The 21,633-nt window shown below is 74.0% G+C and carries 20 protein-coding genes; 14 read left to right on the top strand and 6 right to left on the bottom strand.

Annotated elements, in window-relative coordinates:
- Positions 1 to 41 precede the first annotated feature (41 nt).
- Positions 42 to 968 (bottom strand): hypothetical protein, encoded by a 927-nt coding sequence (locus tag OKX07_RS06395; RefSeq protein ID WP_265631004.1) that lies wholly within the window; start codon positions 966 to 968, stop codon positions 42 to 44.
- Positions 969 to 1,154: 186 nt separating this feature from the next.
- Here OKX07_RS06395 and OKX07_RS06400 point away from each other — a divergent pair, with 186 nt between their 5' ends.
- The 4 genes from OKX07_RS06400 (at position 1,155) to OKX07_RS06415 (ending at position 5,494) form a co-directional block, all read left to right on the top strand.
- Positions 1,155 to 2,885, top strand: coding sequence for a glycoside hydrolase family 13 protein (locus OKX07_RS06400; RefSeq protein ID WP_265631005.1), 1,731 nt, complete (start codon positions 1,155 to 1,157; stop codon positions 2,883 to 2,885).
- 8 nt (positions 2,886 to 2,893) lie between these two features.
- Positions 2,894 to 3,475 (top strand): pyridoxamine 5'-phosphate oxidase family protein, encoded by a 582-nt coding sequence (locus OKX07_RS06405; protein WP_265631006.1) that lies wholly within the window; start codon positions 2,894 to 2,896, stop codon positions 3,473 to 3,475.
- 91 nt (positions 3,476 to 3,566) lie between these two features.
- Positions 3,567 to 4,502 carry an ABC transporter ATP-binding protein gene (locus OKX07_RS06410; protein ID WP_416220837.1) on the top strand — a complete coding sequence of 312 codons (936 nt, stop codon included), beginning with the start codon at positions 3,567 to 3,569 and terminating at the stop codon, positions 4,500 to 4,502.
- Complete coding sequence (locus OKX07_RS06415; protein ID WP_265631008.1) at positions 4,499 to 5,494, top strand: hypothetical protein; 996 nt, start codon at positions 4,499 to 4,501, stop codon at positions 5,492 to 5,494. The genes OKX07_RS06410 and OKX07_RS06415 overlap by 4 nt, the downstream gene beginning before the upstream one ends.
- A 12-nt stretch (positions 5,495 to 5,506) precedes the next feature.
- Here the strand turns inward: OKX07_RS06415 and OKX07_RS06420 are convergent, their stop codons facing one another.
- The 4 genes from OKX07_RS06420 to OKX07_RS06435 all read right to left on the bottom strand — a co-directional run bounded on the left by OKX07_RS06420 (position 5,507) and on the right by OKX07_RS06435 (position 8,890).
- On the bottom strand, positions 5,507 to 6,163 hold the full coding sequence (locus OKX07_RS06420) for a hypothetical protein (RefSeq protein WP_265631009.1): 657 nt from the start codon (positions 6,161 to 6,163) through the stop codon (positions 5,507 to 5,509).
- Positions 6,164 to 6,243: 80 nt separating this feature from the next.
- Positions 6,244 to 7,275: an NAD(P)/FAD-dependent oxidoreductase gene (locus tag OKX07_RS06425; RefSeq protein WP_265631010.1), complete on the bottom strand. Its 1,032-nt coding sequence runs from the start codon at positions 7,273 to 7,275 to the stop codon at positions 6,244 to 6,246.
- Positions 7,276 to 7,284: 9 nt separating this feature from the next.
- On the bottom strand, positions 7,285 to 7,809 hold the full coding sequence (locus OKX07_RS06430; protein ID WP_265631011.1) for an isoprenylcysteine carboxyl methyltransferase family protein: 525 nt from the start codon (positions 7,807 to 7,809) through the stop codon (positions 7,285 to 7,287).
- 4 nt (positions 7,810 to 7,813) lie between these two features.
- Complete coding sequence (locus OKX07_RS06435) at positions 7,814 to 8,890, bottom strand: type III polyketide synthase (RefSeq protein WP_265631012.1); 1,077 nt, start codon at positions 8,888 to 8,890, stop codon at positions 7,814 to 7,816.
- 57 nt (positions 8,891 to 8,947) lie between these two features.
- On the opposite strand from OKX07_RS06435, the gene OKX07_RS06440 reads away from it, so the two are divergent.
- The 7 genes from OKX07_RS06440 to OKX07_RS06470 all read left to right on the top strand — a co-directional run bounded on the left by OKX07_RS06440 (position 8,948) and on the right by OKX07_RS06470 (position 16,827).
- Positions 8,948 to 9,838 (top strand): UbiA family prenyltransferase, encoded by an 891-nt coding sequence (locus OKX07_RS06440; RefSeq protein ID WP_265631013.1) that lies wholly within the window; start codon positions 8,948 to 8,950, stop codon positions 9,836 to 9,838.
- 292 nt (positions 9,839 to 10,130) lie between these two features.
- On the top strand, positions 10,131 to 11,999 hold the full coding sequence (locus OKX07_RS06445) for an acetolactate synthase large subunit (RefSeq protein WP_265631014.1): 1,869 nt from the start codon (positions 10,131 to 10,133) through the stop codon (positions 11,997 to 11,999).
- 16 nt (positions 12,000 to 12,015) lie between these two features.
- Positions 12,016 to 12,540, top strand: a complete 525-nt coding sequence (gene ilvN / locus OKX07_RS06450) for an acetolactate synthase small subunit (protein WP_265631015.1) — start codon at positions 12,016 to 12,018, stop codon at positions 12,538 to 12,540.
- 76 nt (positions 12,541 to 12,616) lie between these two features.
- A complete protein-coding gene (gene ilvC / locus OKX07_RS06455; protein ID WP_265631016.1) occupies positions 12,617 to 13,645 on the top strand; it encodes a ketol-acid reductoisomerase in 1,029 nt (342 codons plus the stop codon).
- 283 nt (positions 13,646 to 13,928) lie between these two features.
- Complete coding sequence (locus OKX07_RS06460) at positions 13,929 to 14,480, top strand: ASCH domain-containing protein (protein WP_265631017.1); 552 nt, start codon at positions 13,929 to 13,931, stop codon at positions 14,478 to 14,480.
- Positions 14,481 to 14,533: 53 nt separating this feature from the next.
- Positions 14,534 to 15,598 (top strand): 3-isopropylmalate dehydrogenase, encoded by a 1,065-nt coding sequence (locus tag OKX07_RS06465; protein WP_265631018.1) that lies wholly within the window; start codon positions 14,534 to 14,536, stop codon positions 15,596 to 15,598.
- A 122-nt stretch (positions 15,599 to 15,720) separates the two neighbouring features.
- Positions 15,721 to 16,827 carry a branched-chain amino acid aminotransferase gene (locus OKX07_RS06470; RefSeq protein WP_265631019.1) on the top strand — a complete coding sequence of 369 codons (1,107 nt, stop codon included), beginning with the start codon at positions 15,721 to 15,723 and terminating at the stop codon, positions 16,825 to 16,827.
- Between the two features lie 78 nt (positions 16,828 to 16,905).
- On the opposite strand, the gene OKX07_RS06475 is transcribed toward OKX07_RS06470, so the two are convergent.
- Positions 16,906 to 17,466 carry a DUF6069 family protein gene (locus OKX07_RS06475; RefSeq protein WP_265631020.1) on the bottom strand — a complete coding sequence of 187 codons (561 nt, stop codon included), beginning with the start codon at positions 17,464 to 17,466 and terminating at the stop codon, positions 16,906 to 16,908.
- A gap of 402 nt (positions 17,467 to 17,868) precedes the next feature.
- Between OKX07_RS06475 and cimA the strand changes: the two genes are divergently transcribed.
- The 3 genes from cimA (at position 17,869) to OKX07_RS06490 (ending at position 21,615) form a co-directional block, all read left to right on the top strand.
- Positions 17,869 to 19,500, top strand: a complete 1,632-nt coding sequence (gene cimA / locus OKX07_RS06480) for a citramalate synthase (protein WP_265631021.1) — start codon at positions 17,869 to 17,871, stop codon at positions 19,498 to 19,500.
- Positions 19,501 to 19,587: 87 nt separating this feature from the next.
- Positions 19,588 to 20,493: a hypothetical protein gene (locus OKX07_RS06485; RefSeq protein WP_265631022.1), complete on the top strand. Its 906-nt coding sequence runs from the start codon at positions 19,588 to 19,590 to the stop codon at positions 20,491 to 20,493.
- Between the two features lie 45 nt (positions 20,494 to 20,538).
- Entirely contained in the window at positions 20,539 to 21,615 is a 1,077-nt protein-coding gene (locus OKX07_RS06490; RefSeq protein ID WP_265631023.1) for a lipoate--protein ligase family protein, read from the top strand.
- Positions 21,616 to 21,633 lie beyond the last annotated feature (18 nt).

Here is a 21,633-nt window from a genome sequence, read left to right on the forward strand (position 1 = left end):
TCCACCGCTCGTCGGACGCCTCCGGGCGCCCGGAGGCGAGACTAGCGGCGACCGTCGGGCGTGCCGTCGTCCGTCCCGGCACCGCCCGCCAGGACGTCGCGTGCCTGGAGGGCGACCTCCTCGGCGCCGGTGACCAGCAGCGCGCCGGGAGTGTTGAGCACGCCCCACGCCCCGCCCACGTCGAACGCGGCGTCCATGCGCTCGGTGAAGCGGTCGTGGAAGTCCGTGCCCTGCATGGCGTCGTTCGCGGCGGTGCCGATCGCGGTCCCCGCGTCCCAGGAGACGCCCAGCGCGGTGCTCGCGACCGCGAGGCCGGGCACGAAGCCCCCGGCTCCCAGCACCGCGGACACCCCGCCGTCGACCGTCCCGTGGAGGTCGCCCGCGCCGTGGGCCCGGTAGGCGCCGTAGGCGTCGGACGCGACGCCGAGCGCGGCGGCCCCCTGCAGGACGCCGCCGACGGCCGGTCCGATGTGCGCCTCCTGCATGACCGACAGCCCGTGGTCGAGGGTGCGCAGCGACGCCCCCGACGCGACGTTCTCCCAGCGTCCGGCGGCCTGCGCGAGCAGGTGCGCGTCCGCCGTCGTCGCGACCGCGCCGATGCGGTCGAGCGCGGTGCTCGTGACGTCGTGCGCGCGGTCGAGGAACGCGCGGACCCCGTCCCAGGCGATCGCCGAGTCACCCGCGCCGGCGGTTCCCGCGCCGCCGCTCGCCGCCTCCTGCGTGTCGGCCTCGTCGAGCAGCCGGCGCGCCGCCTCCTGCATCGCGACGGCGCAGGTCAGCAGCGTCCGGGCGTGACCCGTGCGCCACGCGTCGCGCGTGCGCGCGGCGTCGGCGCCCTGCCATGCGAGAGCGTCGAGCGCCGCGCCCGTGCGCTGCGCGCAGGTGGTGAGCGTCTGCGCCGCCTCGTGCAGGCTCAGCGCCTGCGCGCGCAGGGCGCCGGGGTCGGCGCCGTGGAACGCCTGGGTCATCTCGGCTCCCGGGGTCGTGGGTGTGGGCCTGGGACGAGCGTCGTCGTGCCGGGCGTGGGCGTCGAGCCCGCCGGGGGTGGAAGGTTCCGCCGCGTGCCCCGAGGTCGATCGGTGGCCGGCCGCGGGTGCGCGGCCGGCCAGGACGTGGAAACGTCGACGGGACCGACGCGCAGAGGAGCGCCACCCATGACCTTCACCGTCGACGACGCCCCCTGGTGGACCGGTGCGGTCGTCTACCAGATCTACCCGCGGTCCTTCCAGGACTCCGACGGCGACGGCGTGGGTGACCTGCGCGGGGTGCTGCAGCGCGTCGACCACCTGGCGGAGCTGGGTGTGGACGTCGTGTGGTTCTCCCCGGTGTACCGCAGCCCGCAGGACGACAACGGCTACGACATCAGCGACTACCAGGACGTCGACCCGCTGTTCGGCACGCTGGAGGACCTCGACGAGGTCGTCGCCGCGCTGCACGCGCGCGGCATGAAGGTCGTGATGGACCTCGTCGTCAACCACACGAGCGACGAGCACCCCTGGTTCGTCGAGTCGCGCGCGTCGCTCGACTCGCCGAAGCGCGACTGGTACTGGTGGCGGCCCGCGCGCGCGGGCATGGAGGTCGGGGCACCGGGCGCCGAGCCGACCAACTGGGGATCGTTCTTCTCCGGCCCCGCCTGGGAGCTCGACGAGGCGACGGGCGAGTACTACCTGCACCTGTTCAGCCGCAAGCAGCCCGACCTCAACTGGGAGAACCCGCAGGTCCGCGAGGCGGTCTACGCGATGATGCGCTGGTGGCTCGACCGGGGGGTCGACGGCTTCCGGATGGACGTCATCAACCTGATCTCGAAGGTCGTCGCGGCGGACGGGTCGCTCGCGGACGGGCCGGTGAGGTCGGGGGCGCTGGGGGACGGGTCGGAGCAGTACGTCCACGGGCCCCGTCTGCACGAGTTCCTCCGGGAGATGCACCACGCGGTGTTCGACGGTCGCCGTGACGGGCTGCTGCTCGTGGGCGAGACCCCGGGCGTGACCGTCGACGACGCCGTCCGGTTCACCGACCCTGCGCGCCTCGAGCTCGACATGGTGTTCACGTTCGAGCACGTCGGCCTGGACCACGGACCGGGCGGCAAGTACGACCCGGTCCCGCTCGACCTGCGGGACCTCAAGGCCGTGCTCGGCCGCTGGCAGGCCGGCCTCGCCGAGACGGGCTGGAACTCCCTGTACTGGGACAACCACGACCAGCCGCGGATCGTGTCGCGCTTCGGCGACGACGGCGAGCACCGCCGCGCGTCGGCCACCATGCTCGCCACGGTGCTGCACCTGCACCGCGGCACGCCGTACGTCTACCAGGGCGAGGAGCTCGGGATGACGAACGCGCACCTGCGCTCGTTCGACGACTACCGCGACATCGAGGCGCTGCGGTACGTCGAGCAGACGCGTGCGCTCGGGCACGTGAGCGACGACCGGGTGCTCGAGGGCCTCGCGGCGATGGGCCGCGACAACGCCCGCACGCCCGTGCAGTGGGACGCCTCGGAGCACGCGGGCTTCACGACGGGCGAGCCGTGGCTCCCGGTCAACCCGAACCACCGGCACGTGAACGCCGAGGCGGAGCGCGCCGACCCGTCCTCGGTGTTCCACCACTACCGCCGTCTGATCGCGCTGCGGCACGAGGACGCGACCGTGCGCCTCGGCGACTTCACGATGCTGCTCCCCGAGCACCGGTGGGTGTACGCGTTCACGCGCTCCCTCGACGGCGACGCGCTGCTGGTCCTGGGCAACTTCTCGCCGGACGAGCAGCAGGTCGACGTCGATGCGGCGTGGGACGGCGCCGACGTCGTCCTGGGCAACGTGCCCGCGCCCGCTGTGCCGGACGGCGGGAGTGTCCGGCTCGCGGGATGGGAGGCCGTGGTGCTGCGCCGCCGGGCATAGTGACCCGCATGGGCAAGGTCCACGAGAACATCAGCGAGCGCATGCGGGCGTGGCTGCTCGCGCAGCACGTCTTCTTCGTCGCGACGGCCCCCAGCGGGCCCGACGGGCACGTCAACGTGTCGCCCAAGGGCATCGGCGGCACGTTCGCCGTGCTCGACGAGCGCACGGTCGCGTACGTCGACCTCACCGCGTCGGGCTCGGAGACCATCGCCCACCTGCGCGAGAACGGGCGCATCACGCTGATGTTCTGCGCGTTCGACGGCCCGCCGGACATCGTGCGCCTGCACGGGCGCGGCCGGTTCGTCACGCTGTACGACGAGGGCTTCGAGGACCTGCTGGGGCACTTCGACGGCGACGTCGACGAGTCCCGGGGTGCGCGGGCCGTGATTGTCGTCGACGTCGAGCGCGTCTCCGACTCGTGCGGCTACGGCGTCCCGCTCATGGAGCACCGCGGCGAGCGCGACCTGCTGCCGGCGTACATGGCCCGCAAGGGCGTCGACGGGCGGGCGGCATACCGCCGGCTCAAGAACCGCACGAGCCTCGACGGGCTGCCCGCGTTCGACATGGACCCGGTGGCCGCGGACGGGTGAACTCCGGCGCGCGGGCTCGTGCGCCGCGCTGCACCGGCCGTAGCCCCGGGGGATGACGACTGCGCGGACGCCACCTGGCGCGGTCCCTGCCGTGAGCGTGCGGGGGCTGCGCAAGACCTACCGCTCGTTCACGCTGCGCCAGGTCGTCGCGGTGGACCGTCTCGACCTGACCGTCCCGGCCGGGGGTGTGCACGCGTTCCTCGGCCCCAACGGCTCCGGCAAGACCACGACGATCCGCATGCTCCTGGGCCTCGTGCGCCCGGACGCGGGCACGGTGCACCTGTTCGGCACGCCCGTGCCGTCCCGGCTGCCGGACGTCGTCGGGCGCGTCGGTGCGGTCGTCGAGAACCCGAGGTTCGTGCCCGGCTTCTCGGGTCGACGCAACCTGCGGCTGCTCGCGACGGCGGTCGACGTGCCGCACGCGCGCGTGGAGGACGTCCTCGAGCGCGTCGGGCTGCGCGACCGCGGGCAGGACCAGTTCCGTCGCTACTCGCTGGGCATGAAGCAGCGGCTCGCCATCGCGGCGACCCTGCTCAAGGACCCCGACCTGCTGGTGTTCGACGAGCCGACGAACGGGCTCGACCCCGCCGGCATCCGCGACGTGCGCGCCACGATGCGCCGCCTCGCCGACGAGGGACGCACGGTGCTCGTCTCGAGCCACGTCCTGGCCGAGGTCGAGCAGGTCGCCGACACCGTCTCGGTCGTCGCCCGCGGGCGCCTCGTCGCGCAGGGCACGGTCGCTGACCTCCTCGCGGGGGGTGGTGCCGCCGTGGTGCGCGTCGGCGTGGCCGACCCCGGCCGGGCCGGGGCGCTGCTCACCGCGGCGGGCTGGACGGTCGGACGCGACGGCCCGGTGCTGCTGGTCACGGGGGCGCCGGGCGCCGCGCAGGTCACCGAGGTGCTGGCCCGCGGCGAGGTGTACGCGCACGAGATCGGTGTCGTGCGCCGCGACCTGGAGTCCGTGTTCCTCGAGCTCACGGGCGCGCCCGTCGCCGTCGACGCCGCGGGTGCGGGGCCGACGCCGTGAGGTCGCTGCTGCGCGCCGAGCTCGCGCGGGTCCGCGCCCGTCCGCTGGTCCTGGGCGTGCTGGTGGTCGTGACGCTCGGTGCGGTGGGCCTCGTCCTCTTCGGCTGGTGGGACACGCGACCGCCGACGGGTGCGCAGGTCGAGGCCGCGCACGTCCAGCTCGCCGAGGCCGAGCGGCTGTGGCAGGCCGAAGGGGAGGCGGTCGTCGAACGCTGCAAGGAGCTGGAGGCGGGGGCCCGCGCGAAGACGCCGGAGGTGAGCTTCGGGTGCGACGCGATGGCGCCGGTCGTCGAGGCGTACCTGCCCTACCGGCCCGACCTCGCGACGGTGCTGGTGGAGCGGCTGCCGACGGTCTGGCTCATGGCGGTCATCGGCATGCTCATGACCGGCGTGGGCCTGGTCACCGCGGAGTTCCGGTCGGGTGCCATCGCGACGTGGCTGACGTTCGCGCCGCGCCGCGGGCGGGTGTTCCTCAGCAAGCTCGTCGCCGCGTGCGTGGCGGCGCTGGTCGTCGCGGTCGTCCCGACCGCGGTCGCGCTCGGCGGCCTGGTCGCGGTGTGCGCCCTCAACGGCGCCGCCACGGGGGTCGACGCTGTGGTCGCGGGCGGTCTGGCGACGAGCGCGGCGCGGTGGATCGCGGTCGGGATCGCCGCCACCGTGGCCGGGCACGGGCTCGGCTTCGCCGTGCGGCACGCCGCCGGCGTGACCGGGATCGTCGTGTGGTGGGCCGCCACGGTCGAGAGCGCGCTGCCGCTGGTGCTGCCCGCCGCCGGGTGGGTACGGACGTCCACCAACCTCGAGGCGTGGCTCACGGGGCAGGCCACGTACACGGTGGTCACGTGCGTCGCCGACCCGCGTTCCCCCGAGGGGCGGTTCTGCGAGGGGCTGGTGCACACGGTCGGCGCGGGGCAGGGGGCGCTCGCCACCGGCGTGCTCGTCGCGGTCACCCTGCTCGCGGGGTGGCTGTCGTTCCGGCTGCGCGACGTGACGTGACCGCGCGTGCGGTCAGTCGTCCTGGACGTCGACCACGATGCGCACGGGGTCGGCGAGCACGAGGACGCGGAACGCCCGCGGCCCGTCGTCGAGGCCGACGAACGACTGGCTCATGCCCTCGAACGTGAGCGGGCGCACGACGTGCTCGATCTCGCCCTCGTCGGGCCGCAGGTCCTCGGTGAACTCCTGCGGTCCGCCCTCCACGGGGTAGGTCGTGCCGATGAGCACGACCTGCAGGATCGTGTCGCCGTCGACCTCGCGGACCTCGCCGCTCGGGTCCTCGACGGCCTGGTCGACGTAGCCCACGCGGTAGCCGGGCGTGCCCTCGCCACCCGCGAGCTCGTAGACGACGCGGTCGTACCCGTCGTGCTCGCCGGTGCGCACCTGGGTCACGACGTAGAACAGGCCGTCGCCCTGCGACGTCAGCTCGGTGCCCGGCGCGGTGAACTCACCGAGGGCGTCGGTGGGCTCGGGTGCGCTCGTGGGCGAGGCGGCCGGTGTCGACGTGGCCGACGCCGTCGGACCGGCCGAGGTGCCACCGGACGACGGCGTGGGTGTCGCCGTCACCGTCTCCTGCGGGGTGCCCCCTCCGGCTGCGCACGCGGTCAGGAGGAGCGCGAGCGCCACGCCGGTGGTCGTCGTGGTCGCCCTGCGTGCGGTCGGGTGCACGTCCCACCGTCCTCGTCGTCGTCGCGGGTGCGTCCAGCCCACCGTACGGCGACCGGGTGGCCGCCGCCCCGACGCGCGCGTCACCCGGCGAGTCGCTCCACCGCGGCGGCGAACAGCGCGGGGGACCGGCGCGCCACCGGCACGAGCGCGGGCCGCAGGGGCGACGCGGCCCAGGCCACGAGGGCGGACGTCAGGATGCGGTAGTCCCGGGTGGCGGCCCACCACGCACGCTCGTACGCCGCCGCGTCGTCGAGCGTCGCCACGGCGGCCCGTGCCTGCGCGAAGCCGACGCGCAGGCCCTCGCCGGTCAGCGCGTCGACGTAGCCCGAGGCGTCGCCGACGAGCCGGACCGGACCGGCGGTGCGGCGCGTGCTGCGCTGGCGCAGCGGACCGGCCCCGCGGACGGGGCCCGCCGTCGCACCCTCCAGGCGAGCGGCCAGCTCCGGCAGCGCCGCGAGGGCGGACTCGAGGGACGCACCACGCGGCCCGAGGAGCGCGACCCCGACCAGGTCGGGACCGACGGGCGTCACGTACAGCTCGGCGACGGGTGACCAGTGCACCTCCACGAGGTCCGTCCACGGGGCGAGCCGGTAGTGCCGCCGCAGGCCGTACCGTCGGCGGTCCTCGCGGCCCGCCCGACGTGCCGGGGGAGGGGCTTCCAGGCCCACGAGGCGCCGGACGGTCGAGTGCAGCCCGTCGCACGCGAGCAGGTGGCGTGCGGAGATGCCGGCCACCTCGACCCCCCGGGGTGTCACCCGCACGTCGTCGGCCCGTCCGGTCACGGTCGTCGCGCCGAGCGCCGCGGCGCGCTCCCGGAGCGCGTCGTGCAGGGCGGTGCGCCGCACCCCGCGTCCGGACGCGCCCCGGAAGCGGTGGTCGACGTGCCCCGCCGGTGAGCGGTAGCTGATCCCTGCCAGCGGGTGCCCGGGGGGGTCGATCTCCCACTCCTGCAGCAGCCGCAGGGCCCCGGGCATGAGGCCCTCGCCGCAGGCCTTGTCGACCGTCCCCGGGCGCGGCTCGAGCACGACGACCTCGTGACCGCGCCGGCGTGCCTCGACGGCGGCGGCGAGGCCGACCGGCCCGCCCCCGACGACGAGCACGTCGGTGTCCACGTCGGCCGCCTAGCCCCCGGCGGACGCGGCCTGCAGCGCGCGCTCCTCCGCCGGGATGCGGAAGCGCAGCAGCAGGACCGCGTTGAGCACCGTGAACACCAGCGCGGTGACCCACGCGGTGTGCACGAGGGGCAGCGCGATCCCCTCGACCACGACGGCCACGTAGTTCGGGTGCCGGAACCAGCGGTAGGGGCCCCGGTCCACCAGGGGGAGCCCGGGCACCACGACGACCCGGGTGTTCCAGCGCGGGCCCAGCGTGGCGATGCACCACCAGCGCAAGGCCTGGCTGGCCACGACGAGGGCCAGCGCGGGCCACCCGAGCCAGGGCAGGAAGGGGCGGTCCGCGACCAGCACCTCCACGACGCAGGCGACGAGCAGGGCGGTGTGCAGCAGCACCATGGCGGGGAAGTGGCCGCGGGCGCTCTCCACGCCCCCACGCTCGAAGGACCAGCGGGCGTTGCGCTGGGAGACCACGAGCTCGGCGAGGCGCTCGAGGGCCGTGAGCCCGACGACGACGACATAGAGGGCGATCATGGACTCAGCCTGCCGCGGGCCAGTGCAGGAGCACCAGTTCGGCACTGACCCCGGGCCCAAAGGCGAGCAGCACCCCCGGTGAGCCCGCGGGCACCCCGGCACGCTGCGTGCGGTCGAGCACGTCGAGCACGGACGCCGACGACAGGTTCCCCACGGCGGACAACGACTCCCGGCTCGCGTCGAGGGCACCGTCCGGCAGGTCGAGCGACGCCGCGACGGCGTCGAGGATCCGGGGGCCTCCGGCGTGCACGACCCACCGGCTCACGTCGCCGGTCTTGAGGCCGTGCGCCGCCAGGAGCCCGTCGACGTCGCAGCGGAGCTCGGCACGGACGACGTCGGGCAGCTCGGCGGACAGGACGATGCGGAAGCCCGACGCCCCGACGTGCCAGCCGAGGTCGCCCGCGGTCCCGGGGTACAGCCGGCTGCGTGCCCCCACCACCTGCGGTCCGGTCCCGGTGCTCGCCGCCGGGTGCGCGTCCCCGACGAGGACGGCGACGGCGGCCCCGTCCCCGAACAGGCCGCTCGCCACCAGGGACGCCGGGTCGGTGTCGCCGTGCTGCAGCGTGAGCGAGCACAGCTCCAGGCAGACGAGCAGCGCGGTGTCGTGGGGGTGCCCGGTGAGGTAGTCGTGCACCCGGGCGAGGCCGGCCGCGCCGCCGCTGCACCCCAGGCCGAACGACGGCAGGCGCTTGACGTCGCTGCGCAGCCCCAGGCGCCCGACGAGGGCGGCGTCGACCGACGGCGCCCCGATGCCCGTCACCGAGGTGAACAGCACGAAGTCGACCTCCGGTGCGGCGACGCCGGCGCGGGCGAGCGCGTCCCGTGCCGCGCGTTCCGCGAGGTCGGTGCCGATCGAGAGGTAGAGGTCGTTCGCCTGGCCGAAGTCCCGGACGTCGGCGTAGTCCTCGGGTGCGAGCGCGAGGTGCCGCGTGGTCACGCCGCTGTTGCGGTGCAGGCGTCGCATCAGCTGTCCCGCCCGGCCGTCGTCGCCCGTGACGAGCGGCGCGATGATCTCGCTGATGGCCCGCTGGTCGCGCGGCGGCCCCGGGAAGGCGGGGGCGACGGCGATCAGGCGCGACATCCGGGAATCGTGTCACGCACGCCGCCGGACGGCGCGGGGGCGGGCTACGGTCGCACCGTGCCCGACGCCTCGACGACCGACCCCCTGCCGGTGGGCCCGGCGGCCCCGTCCCGGCGCGCGCAGGCGGTGGCCCTGGCGCAGGCGTGCCACCTCGGTCCGACGGTCGTGGTGACGGCGCTGTGCACGGCCCTGGCCGTCGCGATCGACGCCCGGGGCGGCACGGTGCTCCTGGTGCTCGGTGTCGTCCTGGCCGGTCAGCTCTCGATCGGCTGGTCGAACGACTGGCTGGACGCCGAGCGCGACCGGGCCGTCGGACGGACGGACAAGCCGGTCGTCGCCGGGGCCGTGACCCCCCGCACGCTGCGCACGGCCGCCCTGGTCGCCCTGGCGTCGAGCGTGGTGATCTCGCTGCCGGCCGGTCCCGCGGCGGTGCTCGCCCACGCGGTGGCGGTCGCGATGGGGTGGGCCTACAACCTCGGCCTCAAGGCCACCGCGGCGTCGTGGGTGCCGTACGCGGTCGCGTTCGCGCTGTTCCCGTCCTTCGTCGTCCTGGCGGGGCCGGACGACGCCGTGCCGGCGGGGTGGCTGGTGAGCGTCGGTGCGCTGCTCGGCGTGGGGGCGCACCTGGCCAACGTCATGCCCGACCTGGAGGACGACGCCGCCACCGGTGTCCGGGGGCTGCCGCACCGGCTGGGGCGCCGGGTCACCGGCGTGCTGGCGCCGACCGTGCTCGCGGTGGCCGTCGTGGTCGCCGTGCTGGGGCCGCCCGGCCCGCCGGGTGCGGTGCCGCTCGTCGTCGGCGTGGTGGCCGTCGCGGTCGCGGTGGCCGCCGGGACGGCCGGCCTGCTGCGTGCGCGCAGCAGGCTGCCGTTCACCCTCGCGCTGGTCGTGGCGGCGCTCTGCGTCGTCGTGCTGGTGTTCGGCGGCGCCCGCGGCATGGCGGCGTGAGCACCCTGGTCCCGTGGGCACGGTCCAATGGGTGGAACCGTGAACCACCATGCGAGATGTCCGCGAGGGGATGTGACATCCCTCCGGGACAGGCGTAGGGTCGGAAGCGTGCAGATGATCCTCGTAGTACTTCCTGAGCGCGCCGGCTGACGCCACCGCACAGGTTGCTCGTCGCGCGCGCTCGCCCCTCGTCCATCCCGGTGCCCGGGTCGAGGGGCTTTTTCGTGCCCGGCGTTCGTCCGGCCCCGCACCGGACGACACCACACCCGCACTCGACCCGCAGGAGACGACGATGGTCCAGGGTCCCCACCCCGCACCCCCGCGCACCCCGGTGCGCCCCGTGCGCCCGGCCGCAGAGACGCTGCCCCGCCCCACCGAGCCGTCCGTCGACGCGTCGCGCCGGCTCGGCCCGGAGGACGTCACGGGCGCGCAGTCGATCGTCCGCTCCCTCGAGGAGGCGGGTGTCGAGGTCGTCTTCGGCATCCCCGGTGGTGCGATCCTGCCGACGTACGACCCGCTGATGGACTCCCAGCGCGTCCGGCACATCCTCGTGCGCCACGAGCAGGGCGGCGGGCACGCGGCCGCGGGCTACGCGTACTCCTCGGGCAAGGTCGGCGTGACGATGGCGACGTCCGGCCCCGGCGCGACCAACCTCGTGACCGCGCTCGCGGACGCCAACATGGACTCCGTGCCGATGGTCGCCATCACGGGCCAGGTCGCCGCGGCGATGATCGGCACGGACGCCTTCCAGGAGGCGGACATCGTCGGCATCACCCTGCCGGTCACCAAGCACAACTACCTGGTGACCGACCCGGACGACATCCCGCGCACGATCGCCGAGGCCTTCCACATCGCGTCGACCGGGCGTCCCGGTCCCGTGCTCGTCGACATCGCGAAGTCCGCCATGCAGGCGCGCACCACGTTCTCGTGGCCGCAGGACATCGGCCTGCCCGGCTACCACCCGGTCACCAAGCCGCACGCCAAGCAGATCCGCGAGGCGGCGCGCCTGCTCGCGACGGCGCGCCGGCCCGTGCTGTACGTGGGCGGCGGCGTGGTCCGCTCCGGTGCGTCGGACCTGCTGCGCCGGCTGACCGACGCGTCCGGCGCCCCCGTCGTGACGACGCTCATGGCGCGCGGCGCGCTGCCCGACTCCCACCCGCAGAACCTCGGCATGCCTGGCATGCACGGCACCGTCGCCGCGGTCGCCGCGTTGCAGAAGGCGGACCTGGTCGTCGCCCTGGGCGCGCGGTTCGACGACCGGGTGACGGGCCTGCTCGCGTCCTTCGCACCGCACGCGGCCGTGGTGCACGCCGACATCGACCCGGCCGAGATCGGCAAGAACAAGCGTGCCGACGTCCCGATCGTGGGGGACCTGCGCGAGGTCATCGGCGACCTGCTGCCCGAGCTCGAGCGCGAGCACGGCCAGCACGGCAAGCCCGACCTCGAGGCGTGGTGGCGGCAGCTCGACGAGTGGCGCTCGACGTTCCCCCTCGGGTTCGACGAGCCGTCGGACGGCCACCTCGCGCCGCAGCACGTCATCTCCCGCATCGGCGACATCTCCGGACCGGAGTCGATCTTCGTGGCGGGCGTGGGCCAGCACCAGATGTGGGCCGCGCAGTTCATCACGTACGAGCGTCCGGGCGCGTGGGTGAACTCCGGCGGCCTGGGCACGATGGGCTTCGCGGTGCCCGCGGCGATGGGCGCGAAGGTCGGCGACCCCGACCGCACCGTGTGGGCCATCGACGGCGACGGCTGCTTCCAGATGACCAACCAGGAGCTCGCCACCTGCACGATCAACGAGATCCCCATCAAGGTCGCGGTGATCAACAACAGCTCGCTCGGCATGGTCCGCCAGTGGCAGACCCTGTTCTACGAGTCGCGCTACTCCAACACCGACCTGCACACGGGTCACGGCACGGCGCGCGTCCCGGACTTCGTCAAGCTGGCCGACGCGTACGGCGCGGTGGGCCTGCGGTGCGAGACCAAGGCGGACGTCGACGCGACCATCAAGCGCGCGATGGAGATCGACGACCGGCCCGTGGTGGTCGACTTCACGGTGTCGCGCGACGCGATGGTGTGGCCGATGGTGGCCGCCGGCGTCAGCAACGACGCCATCCAGTACGCGCGCGGCATCAGCCCCGCGTGGGACCGCGAGGACTGAGGAAGGAAGCCGAGCCATGACCCGTCACACCCTGTCCGTCCTCGTCGAGAACAAGCCCGGCGTGCTCACGCGCGTCGCGGGGCTGTTCGCGCGGCGGTCGTTCAACATCCACTCGCTCGCGGTCGGCCCGACCGAGCACGACGAGATCAGCCGCATCACCGTCGTCGTCGACGTCGACGCGCTCCCGCTGGAGCAGGTGACCAAGCAGCTGAACAAGCTGATCAACGTCATCAAGATCGTCGAGCTCGAGGACTCCGCCTCGGTGCAGCGCGAGCTGCTGCTCGTCAAGGTCAAGGCCGACGTGGCGCAGCGGACGCACGTGCTCGAGGTCGTCCAGCTGTTCCGCGCGCACGTCGTCGACGTCGTTCCCGACACCGTCGTCATCGAGGCGACGGGCGGCCCCGGCAAGCTCGACGCGCTGCTCACGGCCCTGGAGCCGTTCGGCATCCGTGAGATCGTGCAGTCCGGCACCGTCGCCATCGGCCGCGGCTCGCGGTCCATCACCGACCGTGCGCTGGAGCGCGTGAGCCGGTCCGCCTGACCCCGTTCACCCGCTCGACCCCCCGTACCACCCCCGCACCACCCTGTACGCACGACCACACACGAGGAGATCCACCGTGGCTGAGCTGTTCTACGACGACGACGCCGACCTGGCGATCATCCAGTCCAAGAAGGTCGCCGTCATCGGCTACGGCAGCCAGGGGCACGCGCACGCGCTGAACCTGCGCGACTCCGGCGCCGACGTCACCGTCGGCCTGCGCGAGGGGTCGTCCTCGCGTGCCAAGGCCGAGAACGAGGGGCTGAAGGTCGCGAGCGTCGCCGACGCCGTCGCCGGTGCCGACGTCGTCGTCGTCCTCGCGCCCGACCAGGTGCAGCGGATCGTCTACCGCGACGAGATCGAGCCGAACCTCAAGGACGGCGCGGCCCTCGTCTTCGGCCACGGCTTCAACATCCGCTTCGGCTACATCAAGCCGGCCCCGGGCCTCGACGTGCTGATGGTCGCGCCCAAGGGCCCGGGCCACCTGGTCCGTCGCGAGTACGTCGACGGGCGCGGCGTGCCGGTCATCGTCGCGGTCGAGCAGGACGCGTCGGGCTCCGCCTGGGAGCTCGCGCTCTCGTACGCCAAGGGCATCGGTGGCCTGCGCGCCGCCGGCATCAAGACGACGTTCACCGAGGAGACGGAGACCGACCTCTTCGGCGAGCAGGCCGTGCTGTGCGGCGGTGTCTCGCAGCTCGTCCAGTACGGCTTCGAGACCCTGACCGAGGCCGGCTACCAGCCGGAGGTCGCGTACTTCGAGGTCCTGCACGAGCTGAAGCTGATCGTCGACCTGATCTTCGAGGGCGGCATCACCAAGCAGCGCTGGTCCGTCTCCGACACCGCGGAGTACGGCGACTACGTCTCGGGCCCGCGCGTCATCACGCCGGACGTCAAGGCGAACATGCAGGCCGTGCTGGCCGACATCCAGAACGGCGCGTTCGCGGAGCGCTTCATCGCGGACCAGGACGCGGGCGCCCCGGAGTTCCAGGCGCTGCGCGCCAAGGGCCAGAACCACCCGATCGAGCCGGTCGGCCGCGAGCTGCGCCAGCTCTTCGCGTGGGTCAAGCCGTCGGAGTCGGACTACCAGGAGGGTTCGGCAGCACGCTGACCCACCCTGACCCACCCCCCGTTCGCGAGAGAGCAATCCAGTCCGACTGGATTGCTCTCTCGCGTCGTGGGAGGGGCGAGGAGCGGGGCGACCGACCGGTCAACCCTCCCTCCTGTCCGCGAGCGAACGATCGAGTCCGACTGGATTGCTCTCTCGCGGACAACGGGGGGAGGAGGGCGGGGCGGCGGGTCGTGGCGTGCGTGTCCGCCCACCGTGCGGGAGGATCGCCGCGCGGTCCCGCCCGGCGGGTGCCGTGGTGCACAGACGACGACGAGGGGTAGCGATGACCGAGCAGCAGCCGACGGCAGGCGCCGAGGCCGGTACGCAGGACACGCGGATCGCGGACTTCTGGGACGCGGCCCGGGGGCACCTCGGTTGGGGCAAGCTCGACGCGGTGCTGGGGGAGTCCGTGACGGGGGCGGTGCCGCCGCAGGCGTGGGCCTTCGGGGACGACGCGCGGCTGGCGGACGAGCTGCTCGCGCTGGTGCTGACGGGCCGCAAGACGGGCACGTCGACGGCGCTGGTGGAGTACACGGCCGTGGACGAGCCGCTCCCGCGCGTGGGGGACGTGTCGATCGTGCTGGACTCGGCGGGGGACCCGCGGGCGCTGCTGCGCACGACGGAGGTCGCGGTCGTGCCGTTCGACCAGGTCGGTGCGGAGCACGCGGTGGCGGAGGGCGAGGACGACCTGTCGCTGGAGTCGTGGCGCCGCGAGCACGAGGTGTACTGGCGTCGGCTGCTGGGCGACGAGGCCTTCGCGACGTCGATGGACGTCGTGACGGAGCGGTTCGAGCTGGTGTACCCGATGGACGGGCCGACGCCCCCGGTCGACTGACCGGTGCGTGAGACGCGCATCCCGAGGAGTGGACGCGGCGGTAGGCTCCTGCCATGACTGACGCGACCTCTCCCTCGACCCTGAACCTGGCTGTCGTGGCCGGCGACGGCATCGGGACGGAGGTCGTCGAGCAGGGGCTCCTCGTGCTCGAGCAGGCGCTGCACGGCACCGGGACGTCGGTGCGCACGACGGACTTCGACCTCGGCGCCCGCCGCTGGCACGCGACCGGCGAGACGCTGACGGACCAGGACCTGGCCGCGATCCGCACGCACGACGCGATCCTGCTGGGCGCCATCGGCGACCCGGGCGTCCCGTCGGGCGTGCTCGAGCGCGGTCTGCTGCTCAAGCTGCGCTTCGCGTTGGACCACTACGTCAACCTGCGCCCCGGCAAGCTGTTCCCCGGGGTGACGAGCCCGCTGGCCGCGCCCGGCGACGTCGACTTCGTCGTGGTCCGCGAGGGCACCGAGGGCCCGTACGTCGGCAACGGCGGCGCGATCCGGGTGGGCACCCCGCACGAGGTGGCCAACGAGGTCAGCGTGAACACGGCGTTCGGCGTCGAGCGGGTCGTGCGGGACGCCTTCGCCCGCGCCGCGGCGCGTCCCCGCAAGCAGCTCACGCTGGTGCACAAGCACAACGTGCTCGTGCACGCCGGGCACCTGTGGCGCCGCACGGTCGAGGCCGTCAACGCGGAGTTCCCCGACGTGAGCGTCGACTACCTGCACGTGGACGCCGCGACGATCTTCCTGGTGACCAACCCGTCGCGCTTCGACGTGATCGTGACCGACAACCTCTTCGGCGACATCCTCACGGACCTCGCCGCCGCGATCACGGGCGGCATCGGGCTCGCCGCGTCCGCCAACATCAACCCCGACCGCACGGCTCCCAGCATGTTCGAGCCCGTGCACGGCTCCGCGCCGGACATCGCCGGCCAGGGCAAGGCCGACCCGACCGCCACGGTCCTGTCGGTCGCCATGCTGCTCGACCACGTCGGCCTGGGCGACGCCGCCCGTGCGGTCGAGACCGCCGTCGCGGCCGACCTCGCCGAGCGCGGTACCGCGGAGCGAGTACGGTCGACGGCCGAGGTGGGCAAGGACCTCGCCGCTCGCGTCGCCGGCTGACGGCCCCGAGAAGGGCTGCTCCGACCGCGCCGAGCCCGTCGGTCCGCGGGCGCACGCCCGCACCTGTCCTCCCGGCCGTCCGCACCGGTACCGTCGACGTCGACCCTGGTGAAAGGCCCCTGATGAGCACCGTGACGACCCCTGCGTCCCCGACGTTCCAGATCCACCGCAGCGACACCCCCGCGTCCGACGCCGAGCGCGCCGCCGCGCTCGCCGCGCCGCGGTTCGGCACCGTCTTCACCGACCACATGGCGCGCGTCTCCTGGACGCACACCGACGGCTGGACCGGACGCCGGGTCGAGAGGTACGGGCCGCTGCAGCTCGACCCCGCGACCGCCGTCCTGCACTACGCGCAGGAGATCTTCGAGGGCCTCAAGGCCTACCGGTACCCCGACGGCTCCGTGTGGTCGTTCCGTCCCGAGGCGAACGCCGCGCGGTTCGCGCGGTCCGCGCGCCGGCTCGCCCTGCCGGAGCTGTCCGAGGCCGACTTCCTCGGCGCGATCACCGCCCTCGTGGAGGTCGACAGCGCGTGGGTGCCGTCGGGCGAGGAGACGAGCCTGTACCTGCGCCCGTTCATGTACGCCTCGGAGCCCTTCCTCGGGGTGCGCGCGTCGCGCGAGGCGGAGTTCCTCGTCATCGCCTCGCCCGTCGGGCCGTACTTCCCGGGCGGCGTGAAGCCGGTGTCGATCTGGGTGTCGCAGGAGTACCACCGGGCGGGCGACGGCGGTACGGGCGCCGCGAAGTGCGGCGGCAACTACGCGGCGAGCCTGCTGCCGCAGCAGGAGGCGTCCGCCAAGGGCTTCGAGCAGGTGTGCTTCCTCGACGCGCGGACGAACACGCAGCTCGAGGAGCTCGGGGGCATGAACATCGTCGTGGTGCACGCCGACGGGTCCGTGGTGACGCCCGCGGTGTCCGGGACGATCCTCGAGGGCGTGACACGTTCGTCCGTCCTCACGCTCCTCGAGCAGGCGGGGCACGCGGTGTCGGAGCGCCCGGTGCTGCTCGACGAGCTGCGCGCCGGGCTCGCCGACGGCAGCGTCACCGAGGTCTTCGCCTGCGGCACCGCCGCGGTGATGACGCCCATCGGGCGCCTCGCGAGCGACGACTTCGACCTGCTGGTCGGCGACGGCGCCGCCGGCCCGGTGACCACCGGGATCCGCGCCCAGCTCACCGACATCCAGTACGGCCGCGCCGCCGACCCGCACGGCTGGATGCACCGGCTCGTCTGACGGCCCCCGCAGGGCCGGGCACGCAGCCGGCAGGGGCGCGCACCGGATCCGGTGCGCGCCCCTGGTCGTGCCGAGGCGTCAGACGGAGACGCGCCGCACCGTCCAGCCGAGCACGCCGCTGAGGAGCGACCACACGGCGATGCCGATGAGCAGGTTGACCACACCGGAGGCGATGGCCGAGCTGAGCTCGTCGGTCCACGTCAGGGGCAGGAGGGTGGCCATCACCGTGGCCAGACCCAGGATCCAGCCGAAGAACGCGCGGGGTCGCGGCGTCGTGAGCACGAGCAGCTGCAGCAGCCCGGCGGCGACGAGGGAGACGAGCACGCCGGCGACGACGTAGGCGCCCATCGCGGAGCCGGCACCGAACGGGTCGCGGAACACCAGGTCGATCCGCAGGATCTGCTCGAGCACGATGACGCCGACCACGCCCACCAGCGACGCCACGAGGGCCGTGGCCGCGGCGCCGGCCCAGAACCTGCCGGTCTCGACCGTGAGGCGGGTCTCGGTGCGGCGGGGTCCGGCAGCGGGCTCCGGGGGTGCGACGGGGACTGCGGGTGTGGCGGGTGTGGCGGCGGGGGGCACCGCCGAGTACCTGCGGGTCGGCTCTTCCTGCGGCCGGCCGGAGGTGGGGATCGACATCGTCGGCTCCTGTCTCGCACGGGACGTCGGGACGCGCGTACGCGTGACGTCGCAGCACACGCTAGCGACCAGGTGCCCGTTCAGCACCGTTGCGTCCCGGTTCGGTGCGTGGCGGGAGCCGCAAACCACCCGTCCGCATGATGGACGCGGTGCCGCGCGCGCGTGTCGTGTGCCACCATCGGCCTGTGACCCGCTTCACGCTCATCATCGTGTAGCGCGTCGGCCCACCCGCCGACGCGCAGACCTCCCGTACCCCGGGGGGTCTTTTTGTTGGTCCAGACGTCACCGGGCACCACCCCCGCCCGGCCTGACACGTCGACGAGGCACCGGCACCACCCCCGCCGGTCGAGCACCCGCTCCGCGCCACCGTCGACGCACGCCCGCACCACCTGAGGAGCCTTCGTGACCGAGCCCACCCCGACCCAGTCCGGGACGTTCCACGTCTACGACACGACGCTGCGCGACGGCGCCCAGCAGGAGGGGATCAGCCTGTCGGTCGCCGACAAGCTGATGATCGCCCCGATGCTGGACGAGCTGGGGGTCGGGTTCATCGAGGGCGGCTGGCCGGGCGCCGTGCCGAAGGACACCGAGTTCTTCAAGCGGGCCGCCAAGGAGCTGGACCTGCGCAACGCCGAGCTCGCGGCCTTCGGCGCGACGCGCAAGGTCGGGGTGCGGGCCGTCGACGACCCTCAGGTGCGGGCGCTGCTCGACTCCGAGGCACCGGTCGTCACGCTCGTCGCCAAGACCGACGTGCGGCACGTCGAGCGCGCGCTGCGCACCACGCAGGACGAGGGTCTGGCGATGATCGTGGACACCGTCGCGTTCCTCGTGCGCGAGGGCAGGCGCGTGTTCGTCGACGGCGAGCACTTCTTCGACGGGTTCCGGTACGACGCGTCGTTCGCGCGCCGCGCCGCGATCGAGGCGTTCGGCGCGGGCGCCGAGGTGGTCGCGCTGTGCGACACGAACGGCGGGATGCTGCCCGACCAGGTGCGCGACGTCGTGCTCGACGTGCGCGACGCCGTGGGTCCCGACGCGCTGCTGGGGATGCACGCGCACAACGACTCGGGGTGCGCGGTCGCGAACACCCTCGCGGCCGTCGACGCGGGGTGCGTGCACGTGCAGGGCACCGTCAACGGGTACGGCGAGCGCACCGGCAACGCCGACCTGCTCTCGGTCGTCGCGAACCTCGAGCTCAAGCTGGGTCGGCGGGTGCTCGCCCGTCACGGCGACAGCCCGGGCGGCCTCGCCGAGCTCACGCGCATCGCCCACGCGATCAGCGAGATCACGAACATCTCGCCGTTCGCGCGGCAGCCGTACGTCGGGGCGAGCGCCTTCGCCCACAAGGCCGGGATCCACGCGTCGGCCATCAAGGTCGACCCCGACCTCTACCAGCACACCGACCCGGGGCTCGTCGGCAACGACATGCGCATGCTCGTCTCGGACATGGCGGGCCGCGCGTCGATCGAGCTCAAGGGCCGTCAGCTGGGCATCGACCTGGCCGAGCGCCCGGACGTCCTGTCGCGCGTGACGAACCGCGTCAAGGACGCCGAGGCGAACGGGTACACGTACGAGGCCGCGGACGCGTCGTTCGAGCTGCTGCTCGTCGAGGAGCTCGACGGCGCGCGCCCGGCGTACTTCCGGGTCGAGTCGTGGCGCGCGATCGTCGAGCGCAACGGCGGCCGGGGCGCCCCAGCGACGGCGGAGGCGACCGTCAAGCTGCACGCCGGCGGTGAGCGCATCGTCAGCACGGGGGAGGGCAACGGCCCGGTCAACGCGCTCGACCACGCGCTGCGGTCGGCGCTGACGCGCGTCTACCCGGAGCTCGAGGCGTTCGAGCTCATCGACTTCAAGGTCCGCATCCTCGACCAGATGCACGGCACGGACGCCGTGACGCGGGTGCTGATCGAGACGACCGACGGACAGACCTCGTGGAGCACGGTCGGCGTGGGGCCGAACATCATCGAGGCGTCGTGGGAGGCTCTCACCGACTCCGCGATCTGGGGCCTGCGGCACCACGGCGTGCTGCCGCGCTAGCAGCGGCGGTTGTCGCGCAGGGGGCGCGCGCACCGCCTAGCCTCGGGGATGGCACCGAGGCCAGAGCAACCGGAAGGAGCCCGTCGCGTGTCCGGCACCGCCCCCCAGCCCCCCGACGACCCCAGGACGCCCCCGGACGCCCCGGCGGACGACGACGGCCCCGCGCAGCCGCGCGGTCGTGACCTGCGCGGGTGGTGGCTCCTCGCGGTGCTCGTCGTCGTGGCCGTGGTCCTCCTGGTCTGGCGTCCGTGGGCGGCCGAGCCCGCACCGACGCCGACGGTCACCTCGCAGTCGCCGACGCCCACGCCGTCACCGAGCCCCACGACGAGCCCGACACCGTCACCCTCGCTGACCTCCGTGCCGGCGCCGGGCGCCGACGCCGTGTTCGACGCGACGACGGCGGGCACGCTGTTCGTGACGGCCGCCGACGTGGAGCGCGCCGTCCCGGGCGCGTCCTCGGGCGTGACCCGCGGGGTCGAGCCCGGCACGCGGCCGTGGGGCCTGCCTGAGGGGTCCGTCGTCGAGCCGGCGTCGTGCACGACGGCCGTGACGGTGGTCGACCAGCCGCCCGCGCACCACGACGCGACCTCGTGGTTCAACGACGAGGTGATGATCGACCAGGACGTCGTCGTGCTGCTCGACGCCGCGGCCGCCCGCGCCGCGTTCCGGGCGCTCGTCACGACCCTCGACGAGTGCCCGCAGTACGCGCAGGTGGACCCGGGCGTCGACGGTCCGCGGTGGACCGCGGACCCGGCGCTGGAGGGTCAGGGCGTGTTCCCCGCGATCGTGCACGACGTCACCGTGCAGATCGAGGGGGACTCCTCCGAGCAGACGGCGGGCCACGTCCTGGTCGGCAACGCGATCGTGACGTGGACCGCGACCGCGCTCACGGCCACCGACCGCGAGGAGGCCCGCGAGGCGATCGGCGAGCCCGAGGAGCTCAGCGCGATGATCGAGGAGAGAGCGCTCGCCGCGGTGCGCGCGATGTCCTGACCTGCGCCCCACGCGGGGCCGGCTGCACCCGCCTAGGGTGGGGACGTGCACGGTGAGTACAAGGTGCCCGGGGGCAAGCTCGTGGTCGTGGACCTCGAGGTGGACGACGGGCTGCTGCGGGACGTGAGCGTCTCGGGGGACTTCTTCCTCGAGCCCGACGAGGCGCTCGGCGTGCTGTCCGGCGCGCTCGACGGCGTCCCCCACGACGCGGGCGTCAGCCGGCTCGTCACTGTCCTGGACGACGCGCTGCGCCTCGCCCTCGACCAGGGCCGGATCCTCGGGCCCGTCGTGACCGTCGGGTTCGACACGCGCGCCGTCGCGCTGGCGGTGCGGCGCGCCCTGGGCCTGTCGACCACGTGGGCCGACCACGAGATCGCCGTCCTGCACCCCGGCCCGATGCCGCCGGCCGTGCACGCTGCGCTGGACCAGGTGCTCTCCGAGGAGCTCGACGCGGGTCGGCGCGGCCCGACGCTGCGGTTCTGGGAGTGGGAGGAGCCGGCCGTCGTCATCGGGTCGTTCCAGTCGCTGCGCAACGAGGTGGACCTCGAGGCGGCCGCGCGGCACGGCGTGACGGTCGTGCGGCGCATCTCCGGCGGCGGCGCGATGTTCATGGAGGCCGGCAACTGCATCACGTTCTCGCTGGTCGTCCCGGGGTCGCTGGTCGACGGGATGTCGTTCGAGGACTCCTACGCCTTCCTCAACCAGTGGGTGCTCGGTGCGCTTGCCGACGTGGGCGTGACGGCCACGACCACCGGGCTCAACGACATCGCGTCGCCCGCCGGCAAGCTCGCCGGCTCCGCGCAGAAGCGACTCGTGGGGGGCGCGGTGCTGCACCACGTGACGATGGCGTACGACATCGACGCGGACAAGATGCTCGACGTGCTGCGCATCGGCCGCGAGAAGCTGTCCGACAAGGGCACCCGGTCCGCGAGCAAGCGCGTCGACCCCGTGCGCTCGCAGACGCAGCTGCCGCGCGCGCAGGTCGTCCAGGCGTTCCTCGCGCACTTCCGTGCCCGGTACCGCACGGTCGACGACGAGCTGCGGCCCGCCGAGCTCGCCCGCGCGCACGCCCTCGTCGAGACCCGGTTCAGCGATCCCGCGTGGACCGCGCGGGTCCCCTGACAGCGCTGGCCCCTGCCG

Origin of the sequence: Cellulomonas sp. S1-8 (assembly GCF_026184235.1) — a bacterium.
Taxonomy (GTDB): Bacteria; Actinomycetota; Actinomycetes; order Actinomycetales; family Cellulomonadaceae; genus Cellulomonas.